Below are 8,818 nucleotides of genomic sequence, written 5' to 3'. Positions count from 1 at the left end.
ATCTTCGGATGTCATCACAAACACCGATGATCACGCGGTGGCCGTACCCATGTCCCCACAACCAGCGAGATCACGAACGGTCACTGGAGTACTAGCCCCGCTGAACTACTACCCTGACGATCGCCTGGCGGCGGCTGATCTCCTTACAGGGCTGGGGGCGACCGACGGTCCGGGATTTCGTTCCTCAGCCCCGGCCCATCGAACTCCACCGAGTCGGAGACGTCAGCTCTTCGGATATCCCGGGCTATCGCCTGGTGAGCGCCTTGCGGAGTTGTACAGCCTGCTGCGCTCGAACTTCGAAGGGAATCTCGAGCTTGTCGGGGTCCGCGAGAATGAATCCATCGTCGGGAGAACGGGGGATCACATGGACGTGCAGATGAAACAGCGTCTGGCCTGGGATGTTATCGTTTTGGAGAACCATGCTCCCGGGTGCTCCAAAAGCCTCCCGAACGGCAGCGGTTATTTGGGCGACCACATCGAACAGCTCGGCCAAAAGATCGCCAGGGACAGCATCGAGACTCGTCACGTGCGCAGTCGGAAGTACGAGACAGTGGCCAAGGTTCTTTGCTCGCTGCCAGGGGATGGGCAGAACGAAGACGTTGGCGGTGCGATAAGCGACGAGCTCACTGTCTACGTCACCGGCACCGATGGGACAGAAGGGGCATGAACTCATCCGCTGAATTCTGGGCCACTTCGGACTAGCGCGTCCATCTAGATATCCGCTGGATCGGCTGTACGGCCACAACCACGGCCACGGCCGAAAGGGCAGACCGTGCCCGTTCGGCTGGCAGCGGGGACTCACGGTGACTCGACCGCCATACGTCCAGGTCAGCGTTTTCCCAGCTCACACCCGGGATCTAGAAGACTTTCCGAACTGACAGCGCGGGTTCGATTCCCGTCACCCGCTCTCATGACGAGAAGCCAGTTCGAGGATCGTTTCCCGATCTGACTTTGATCGTTTCTGCGAAGGTATTCGATCTTCCGTGCCCGTACGTGCCCCTGCGCCGTGATCTTCGCTCGGGAGAAGCCCTGCATCGAGGTCCGCGCCGTACCCGTTCCGGCGCTACGTTGGGTCGAGCTCTACACCCGCCACCACCTGCGGAAATGCTTGCCGGCTGCGGATACACGGCTACGTGGGCCGTTGGCGCTCGTCCTTGCAGCGCCATGGACGGGCGGGGTGCGGGTTGGGCTGGTCGAGCAACCGGAGGCGCGGGTTTCCCTGCTTTCGGCAGCCGCCCGACTGGCCCCGCCCGCGGCTCGCTCTTCTCGGTTCTGAACGCTTTGGGAGGCGAGTCGACAAGTACAGGGTGGAAGGCGAGCAGAGTCGAGGAAGGTCATGACGACAGACGCAGAACTGATCGGCAGATCGCTGGCCGGAGACACCGAAGCCTTCATGGAGGTGATCTGCCGCCACGAGGGTGCTGTCGGGGCCTACCTCGTGCGGCGAGTGGGGCGCGAGGCGGCCGAGGACCTCCTCGGCGATGTGTGGGTGGCGGCCTTCGAGTCCCGTAGGAACTATGACCGGTCGTTCCCCGAAGCGCTGCCGTGGCTGTACGGGGTGGCCCTGAACAAGCTGCGGCACTACTGGCGGTCCCGGCCCGCCGAGGATCTCGTACCCGATCTGACGGGCATGGCGAACGGGTGGGATCCCTGGCCGGCGGTGGACGCGCGCGTCGATACCCAGGCGGCGCTCCGGCTGGCCCTGGACAAACTCAGGCCGGAGGAACGAGAAGTGCTGACCCTGGTCGCCTGGGAGGACCTGACCGTCGCCGATGCCGCGCGGGCGCTGCGCATGCCCGCCGGGACGGCACGCCGCCTGCTGCACCAGGCCCGGACGGCGCTGCGGAACGCCCCTGAAGTGGTCGTGCTATTGACCGATCTCAACAGCGTGAAGGAAAGCCAGTGATCATGGACGAGATGGACCTTGTCGGTCAGCTGAAGAACGCCGCACCCCTGCGATCCGAGGCGTACGAGCGAGCGCGGAGGACGCTGCGGGGGGCGATGGCCGAGTCCGAGGCCGCCCGAGCGTCAGAGATCGCTCCGGTGCCTGAGGCGGCTCCGATGCGGACAGAGAGGTCTTCATGGGCGCGCGACCGCCGCTTGGGCATTCTGGGCAAAGTCGCCATCGGCGCCGGCATCGGCGCGGTCGCGGCGACGGCGGCGATCGTGGTCGTCGCCCCGTCGGCGCCCCGGCCCGCGGCGCCGGCTTGGGCGACCTCTCAGGCACCCGCGGCCCAGGCACCCGCGGCCGATATCAAGCTGGTGTCCCTGGTGACCGAGATCAAGGCGAGCGACGACTCCCTGCAGGGAGACGCGTCGCTGGTCGTCCGAACCCAGACCATTGACAGCCGACCGCCGGACGTCACGTACAACCTGTACACCGACAACGGCGATTACTACGTGACAGACACCGAGAGCGCCCTCCCAGCGGCGATCTCCGGTCATGACAACCTCGCCGAGGACGTGAACGCCCGCGAGGTGCAGGCGGCGCGCTACGCGGCGACCGGCGACCTCGACACCGCCCGCAAGCAGATGGTCAACGCCACGCCCAACGCGTTCGGGCTGGGCCTCAGCCCTGCCGAGCAGGAGAAGGCATGGGAGAGGGCCATGGCCAAGGATCGAAGCATCTACCAGCAGAAGGGGATCGCTCCGCCGAAGCGGCCCACCGGCAAGGCTCTGCAGAACCTCATCGACAACCACCTGTGGACCAGCAGCGTCGACGCGCTGGCCCGGGGGGCGGCCAACCCGGAGATCCGGGCGGGCGTGCTCAAGCTGATTTCCACCATTCCTGAGGTCACCGTCAAGGATTCGACGACCGGCGGCCGGCCTACGCTGACCCTCACGGCGGGACCGGCACTGTTCGGAGGCAGCGACGTACAGGTGCTGACGATCGACGCCAAGACCGGGATGCCGATCCGCTCCGAGGTCGGCGCGCCGGGACGCAAGCCATCGTCCGTGAGCGTCTTCGAGGTCTCCCGGGTGACGCTGGCCGATATCGCGGCCGGCAGGTTCTGACCACACTCGGCACTCAGCCGGGCTTGACGTGCGGGCCGTCCTTGCCGGGGCAGGACTGCCCGCACGGCCACCGCGATACCAGGGCCACTCAGCACCGTCCGGAACGATCTGGAACGACTCGAACCGGATCTTTCACTCCGCATACCGCGGGCCGTTTCGATCTGGTCGGGCCATCGCGAGGGCGTGCATGATGATGGGGTGCTGATCTGTATCGAAGCATCCGAGCTGCCGGGCCGGAAGTGTGGACCTGCACCGGGGTTTCCTGGCTACTCCAACATTCATGTGGGCGTGCAGCGGCGGGAGCGTACCGGTGAACTGCTCGGCGTGACCGCTGCGGACGTCTCCTCGGCGGTGTGGGAGCTGGAGGTGACCGCGACCCGCACGGAGTCCGGCTGGGATCTGCGCGGCCCGTTCGTGCAAGGACGGCCGGGCGGCCGGTTCGTCTACCTGTCGTGGGGGACGGTCGATGAGGCCGGAGCGTTCTCGATGTTCCGGCGGGCGAAGCTGTGGCTGGAGGCCATTCCCGCGGACGTGCTGGAGAGGGCCGTGGCCGGTGGCGCCCTGGTGGCACGGCTGGGGTTGACGGACGCCAAGCGTCAGCCGTTGTGCGCGTCGGTGCGCCCGCCGCTGGTGGAGTGGTCAACCCCCGCGGGCTGACGCCGGCCGACCGTGCATGCCAAGGTGGGTCTGTCGACGCGGTCCGGAAAGCTCGGCTGTACAGCCACAGCCGCGGCCAAGAGCACGAACGGCGGACGGCCTACATCGAGGTCAACGCCCGTACCGGCTGTACTGGATGCGCTTCCCGAGCCGGCAGCGCGGGTTCGATTGCCGCCACACCGCTCCACACACGAAGGCCCAGGTCAGAAGGCGATTTCCGGCCCGGGCCTTCATTGCTACCGGTTGGCCGGGGGCATCGATGTGATGGTCGGCGCCCCCGGCCGCCGGAGTCCTGCCCCTACGCCTGTACGGCGCCTTCCAGCAGGGTCCGGTGGTGGATCATCCAGCCGGCGGCGCGAGCCCGCCAGGCCAGGGCCCACAGCGGTGCCGGGTTCGTCGAGTCCGGAGTGATCTGGGCTTGGGCCGCTTCGGCGGCGCAATCCCGGATCGCGAACTCGATCATCCGGACGACCAGGCCGTTTCGCTCGGCGGCGGGTAGTTCGTAACCGTCGAGGAACAGCCGGAGCTGCCGGGCGCGGGTGGCCGCATCCGGCAGGTTGTTGAGTTCGGCGACGTCGTCGTCGTGCAGCCGGGCGTGCCACCAGGCGGCGGCGACGACCTCGTCGAGACGGTCGACCGGCCCGGCCAGCGTCCAGTCGATGAACGCCACGGGTTGACCGTCGCGCACCACGGTGTGCCACGGTCCGGCGTCGCAGTGTCCGATCACCGAGTCAGGGCCGGTGCGGTGCATCCACCATGGCTGCCAGGCGGCGTCCGGTGGCGGCCGGAAGCCGGCGGTGGCGTTGTGCAGGTCGCGCAGCAGCCTGCCGACCTGCCAGATGGCCTCATCCGACCAGCCCTGTGGGTGGACGATGGTGCCTTCGATGTAGGTCAGAACCTCGTTGCCGTCGGCGTCGAAGCCATCGCCGACCACCTGCGGACAGCCGGTGAACCCGGCGTCGGCCAGGTGGCGCAGCAGCGCATGGACGGTTCCGGTCCAGGGGCGGGCAGCACGCTTGACGGTGTGGCCTGAACGGATGACGTGACTGGGTCCGCCTTCGGCCGCCGTCAGCGGCTCGAAGGATGATGCGGAATCCACGAATTCTCCTCGTGTAGCGCGGTAAGCGGTGACAGCGCCGATGAGGGCGCTACAGCCGGCGGCGCGGACGGAATCCGCAGCCGACGGTGGCCGCCACGCAGCGAAGAATTCGTGGTCTGACCGAGCTACAGCCCTTAAAAGGGGCGAAGGTCAGATCGCGGCGAACTCACGCGTCGCAGCGGCGGCGGCTACCTCGCTGAGGACCATGCACGTCATGTCGACCTCCTTGATCAGCCGGACACAATCGAGGCTATCTCCCAGTGGCCGGCCGCACCACCGAGTTTTCCGCCGGCCCGAGGTGGGCGCCGTGCATCGCCACCGGCTCGAGAGCTTCGACTGGCAGGCCCAACGCCCCCGTTGGTAGTCCTCTATAGGGTCCCTGTCAGCATGGGGCGTTGCCCCCGACGCGCCGCCCTGGCCTTCCTGATCTCGAACCGGTCACCCGCTGATCTGAGGGTTGGCCGGCGGGGCGACGACCAGTTCGGTGTCCGGGTCATGCTGGATCTGCGGAGGGCCCGCGACGATCATGGTGGCTCGGGCCCATGGCCGCTCTCGCACCAAGAACGGCAGTTCCTCCAGCAGCCAGTTCGCCACGTGCTCCCGTTGCTCGGGAGAGTCACCGTCGCGAGCGACCAACAGGCGCTCTTGCTCATCGAGGTCACCCTGCATCCACACCGAGGCGTCCAGCCACAGGGCGAGCTCCTCGCGGATGATGCCGGTGCCCTCGACCCAGACGAAGTCGGCACCGGCGGGGACGGTGATCGATCCGGGCCGGTCGTGGAGGGTCCAGGCATCAGGGCGGAAGTCCACCGCCTCACCCCGGTGCAGGGGCCGCAATATGTTCTCGGCGAGCACGGCGCCCCAGTCGAAGTAGGCGTGGTTCCAGGCGATGTCGTCGGTGTGCACGATGGCGGAGTTGGGCACCGTCCTGCGGAGCCGCTCGGCCAGGGTCGTCTTGCCCGCGCCGCCCCGGCCGTCGATCGCGATCACCCGCGGACGTCCGGTGACGTCGGGTGACGCGTCGCGCAGCTGCCGGACGGCGTCGAGCAGGGTCACCACTCGCCAGCCAACGGCCTCGGTCTCGCCTGCATGAAGATGCATTGCCAACCTGTCTGTGGAGGTGAGGACACGGTTCGGGCTCCGGACGGGCCGGCGTAACCCTTGTGTCATTGTCGATGACTAGTCGGAGCTCTCGTTGGTGTGGTGGCGGGGCTTCAGCTGAAGCTGCTCCGGTAGGCGTGGGGGGTGACGCCGACGACGCGTTTGAAGCGGTCGCGGAAGGCGGTGGGCGAGCCGAAGCCCGCCTGGGCCGCGATGCGTTCCATCGAGTGCCGGGTGGTCTCCAGCAGGTGCTGGGCTTGACGGACACGGGCCCGGTGGAGCCACTGCAATGGTGTGGTGCCGGTTTGCTCGCGGAAGCGCCGTATCAGGGTGCGGGTGCTCATGCCTGCGTGAACGGCGATGCCGGCGAGGGTGAGATCTCGGGCGAGATTGTCCTCGATCCAGCGCAGGAGGGGTTCGATGGCCGAGCCGCGAGGGGTGGGCGGGTACTGCCGCACGATGAACTGGGCCTGGCCGCCCTCGCGTTCCAGCGGCATGACCGACAGTCGTGCGGCGTCAGCGGCGACGGCGGAGCCATAGTCCCGGCGGATCATGTGCAGGCACAGGTCCAGTCCCGCCGCGGCACCGGCCGAGGTGAGGATCCGCCCGTTGTCGACGTAGAGCACGTCAGGGTCGACGTCGATGTCCGGGTAGGCGGCGGCGAGTTGGGCGGCGGCCAGCCAGTGGGTGGTGACGCGCAGCCCGCCGAGCAGTCCGGCGGCGGCGAGGATGAAGGTGCCCGAGCAGATGGAGGCGATCCGGGTGCCGTCGGCGGCGGCCCTGGAGAGCGCGTCATGGACGGCCGGCGGCAGAGGTCCGGCGGGGTCGGCGGTGCCGGGAACGATGACCGTGTCCGCGTCCGCGAGTGCGTCCAGTCCCCACCGGGCGCGCAGGGTGAACAGGCCGGCGTCCACGTCGGGCCGCTCGGCGCAGACCCGCACCCGGTAGGCGGGGCGGCCGTCGGGCAGTCGGGTGCGGGTGAACACCTCGATGGGTGTGGACAGGTCGAAGGGGATCACCTGATCCAGCGCGAGGACGACGACGGTGTGCATGGCGACAACATATGCCTGCACCGGGTTCTCGCCAATGGCTTCTTACTGCCTTCATCAGCTCCCCACGCGCGGCCAGCCGTTGGCGATATTCCGTTGGACATTGTCATTCCTGCCACTAGGAGCCCGGGACGTCGCCGGTTAGCCTCGACCACGTCCACCACACCTCTCAACGGAACGGACACCTTCATGATCGTCCGATTCGATGCCGGCACGGCTTCTGAGTCCCGCCGTGCGGACGGCGGCGCGGGTGCCTCCGCCGCGCCGGGCGGCCGCCGGCGGGAAACCCCCCGACGATGAGCGTCGTCGTCCCGATCATGATCGGCGTGGGGTACGTGTGCCTGATGTCCCTGATCCGCGAACCGCACCGGCGCCGGTTCAACGCGATCATGGTGGCCGGAGCCGGGGCCGCCTACCTCAGCGGCGGCGGTTTCGGCCCGTGGGAGTTCGCCTTCACGGCCGTCATGACCTACTGCGCCTACCGCGGCCTGGAGTCGTGGACGTTCGTCGGCATCGGGTGGCTGCTGCACACCGGCTGGGATCTGCTGCACCACCTGCACGGCAACCCGATCATCCCGTTCGCGGACCACTCTTCCCTGGGATGCGCGATCTGCGATCCGGTGATCGCCGTGTGGTGCTTCTCGGGCGGCCCCTCGGTCACCGGCCTGCTCCGGGTGCGCCTGGTTCGGTCCCGCGTCGGTTGAGGCTGATCAGGTGGGCAGGGTCGCGGCCAGCGGTGCGCCGATCTGGATGTCGAGGTACGCCACCAGATCGTCTCCGTCGACGGCGCCCCGGCGCGCATCGATGATCACGACCGTTCCGGCCACGATGCCGGCGAAGCCGGTGCCGGATCGGCGGGACCGTTCGATCCGCTCGGTGACCTGGGGGCGGACCTCCTCGGCGAGGAACGTGAGGCCATGCGGGAACTCCTCGCCGAGCAGGTGCCGTTGCCGCCCCAACTCGATCACGCTGCCGATGCCGAACCAGGCCGAGACGATCTGGTCATCGCGGAGGGCGACACGGAAGTAGCCGTTCGACCGGGTGCGGTCGCAGCTCTGCTGGGGTGGGTAGAAGCAGTCGTAACCACCGGCCAGGAGATCATCGACAGCGGAGCTCATCGAGGTCGCGTAGTGCGCTGAGCCGAACGGCCAGCGTCGCACGGAGGCGTCCCGGGCGGTGACGACCAGTCCGTTGTGCCGGTCGTAGCCGTAGTCCGCGTGCGTGTCCGACCACCCCGTCCGGGGGACGCCCTCGCTCGGCCGCGTCCCGTGGGTATGGAGATCGCGATCGAAGTCGTCGATCTCCTGCCGCACGCGGTCACCGGCTTCGGGCCAGATCGCGGTCAGCGCCGGTGCCGCGGCCTCGGCGACCTGGTCGTCCTCGTGGTTCCCCTGCGGGGAGGGGAACCACGCCCAGGCGAGCCGGTCGTCGCGGTCGAGCAGGAACTGCGCCACCTGCGGATAGACCGTGTCCGCCTCGTCGCGGAGCCCGATGCGGCACCACAGGGCACGGCCGTCGGCATTGGCTCGGACCTGCGCACAGAACCAGCCGGCCTGCCTCAACGGCCGAGTGAGAGCCCCTGCCGTGCCGTCGGCCGAAATCGGCTCGGCCCGCGAGTCCTCACCCGCCGCGTCGTGCTCGTAGACGCCGGCGGGCGGCAGCGACGGCGGCTCGTCCGGCGCGGTGCAGCCGGACAGCGCGAGCGGAGCGATCATGATCAGCAGTGCCGTGAGAGTCGTGCGGACGACCGGTCGATATCGGCGCGCGGGCATGGAGAACGGACGGGACACGGGGTCCATCGAAGCCGCCGGCCCCGAGGTCGGCAACTTCGGCGATCGGTGACGGCTTCGCTGCCGCATATCACTCCTGAGAGTGAGGGCAGCGGGCGGAGGAATCC

Annotated in this window: 9 protein-coding genes; 4 read left to right on the top strand and 5 right to left on the bottom strand. The window is 68.4% G+C overall.

The features are described 5' to 3' along the window. Positions 1 to 244: 244 nt before the first annotated feature. On the bottom strand, positions 245 to 673 hold the full coding sequence (locus tag ABZT47_RS10815) for an HIT family protein (RefSeq protein WP_354838698.1): 429 nt from the start codon (positions 671 to 673) through the stop codon (positions 245 to 247). A 663-nt stretch (positions 674 to 1,336) separates the two neighbouring features. Here ABZT47_RS10815 and ABZT47_RS10810 point away from each other — a divergent pair. The 3 genes from ABZT47_RS10810 (at position 1,337) to ABZT47_RS10800 (ending at position 3,672) form a co-directional block, all read left to right on the top strand. Continuing rightward, entirely contained in the window at positions 1,337 to 1,906 is a 570-nt protein-coding gene (locus ABZT47_RS10810) for a sigma-70 family RNA polymerase sigma factor (RefSeq protein ID WP_354838695.1), read from the top strand. After that, positions 1,903 to 3,015, top strand: a complete 1,113-nt coding sequence (locus ABZT47_RS10805) for a hypothetical protein (RefSeq protein WP_354838692.1) — start codon at positions 1,903 to 1,905, stop codon at positions 3,013 to 3,015. The genes ABZT47_RS10810 and ABZT47_RS10805 overlap by 4 nt, the downstream gene beginning before the upstream one ends. Before the next feature lie 183 nt (positions 3,016 to 3,198). Then, a complete protein-coding gene (locus tag ABZT47_RS10800; protein WP_354838689.1) occupies positions 3,199 to 3,672 on the top strand; it encodes a DUF5990 family protein in 474 nt (157 codons plus the stop codon). A gap of 298 nt (positions 3,673 to 3,970) precedes the next feature. Here ABZT47_RS10800 and ABZT47_RS10795 read toward each other — a convergent pair whose 3' ends face one another. The 3 genes from ABZT47_RS10795 to ABZT47_RS10785 form a co-directional block, all read right to left on the bottom strand. Continuing rightward, the gene (locus ABZT47_RS10795; protein ID WP_354838686.1) at positions 3,971 to 4,771 is read right to left on the bottom strand and encodes a phosphotransferase; all 801 of its coding nucleotides are present in this window, start codon (positions 4,769 to 4,771) and stop codon (positions 3,971 to 3,973) included. A gap of 438 nt (positions 4,772 to 5,209) precedes the next feature. After that, positions 5,210 to 5,872 (bottom strand): hypothetical protein, encoded by a 663-nt coding sequence (locus ABZT47_RS10790; RefSeq protein ID WP_354838683.1) that lies wholly within the window; start codon positions 5,870 to 5,872, stop codon positions 5,210 to 5,212. Positions 5,873 to 5,985: 113 nt separating this feature from the next. Then, on the bottom strand, positions 5,986 to 6,924 hold the full coding sequence (locus tag ABZT47_RS10785; RefSeq protein WP_354838680.1) for a helix-turn-helix domain-containing protein: 939 nt from the start codon (positions 6,922 to 6,924) through the stop codon (positions 5,986 to 5,988). A gap of 293 nt (positions 6,925 to 7,217) precedes the next feature. Here ABZT47_RS10785 and ABZT47_RS10780 point away from each other — a divergent pair, with 293 nt between their 5' ends. Beyond that, positions 7,218 to 7,625 carry a DUF6010 family protein gene (locus ABZT47_RS10780; protein ID WP_354838677.1) on the top strand — a complete coding sequence of 136 codons (408 nt, stop codon included), beginning with the start codon at positions 7,218 to 7,220 and terminating at the stop codon, positions 7,623 to 7,625. A gap of 6 nt (positions 7,626 to 7,631) precedes the next feature. Here ABZT47_RS10780 and ABZT47_RS10775 read toward each other — a convergent pair whose 3' ends face one another. Continuing rightward, positions 7,632 to 8,711: a hypothetical protein gene (locus tag ABZT47_RS10775; protein WP_354838674.1), complete on the bottom strand. Its 1,080-nt coding sequence runs from the start codon at positions 8,709 to 8,711 to the stop codon at positions 7,632 to 7,634. Between the last annotated feature and the right edge of the window lie 107 nt (positions 8,712 to 8,818).

It is taken from the genome of Sphaerisporangium sp. NPDC005289 (assembly GCF_040607455.1).
GTDB lineage: Bacteria > Actinomycetota > Actinomycetes > Streptosporangiales > Streptosporangiaceae > Sphaerisporangium > Sphaerisporangium rhizosphaerae.
The sequence above is the reverse complement of the archived record's forward strand: the minus strand, read 5'-3'. Positions and strand labels throughout refer to the sequence as shown.

Bases quoted from the DNA above. Each gene is read 5' to 3' on its own strand.
- ABZT47_RS10815 (WP_354838698.1), bottom strand. From the start codon at position 673: ATGAGTTCATGCCCCTTCTGTCCCATCGGTGCCGGTGACGTAGACAGT.
- ABZT47_RS10810 (WP_354838695.1), top strand. From the start codon at position 1,337: ATGACGACAGACGCAGAACTGATCGGCAGATCGCTGGCCGGAGACACC.
- ABZT47_RS10790 (WP_354838683.1), bottom strand. From the start codon at position 5,872: ATGCATCTTCATGCAGGCGAGACCGAGGCCGTTGGCTGGCGAGTGGTG.
- ABZT47_RS10785 (WP_354838680.1), bottom strand. From the start codon at position 6,924: ATGCACACCGTCGTCGTCCTCGCGCTGGATCAGGTGATCCCCTTCGAC.
- ABZT47_RS10780 (WP_354838677.1), top strand. From the start codon at position 7,218: ATGAGCGTCGTCGTCCCGATCATGATCGGCGTGGGGTACGTGTGCCTG.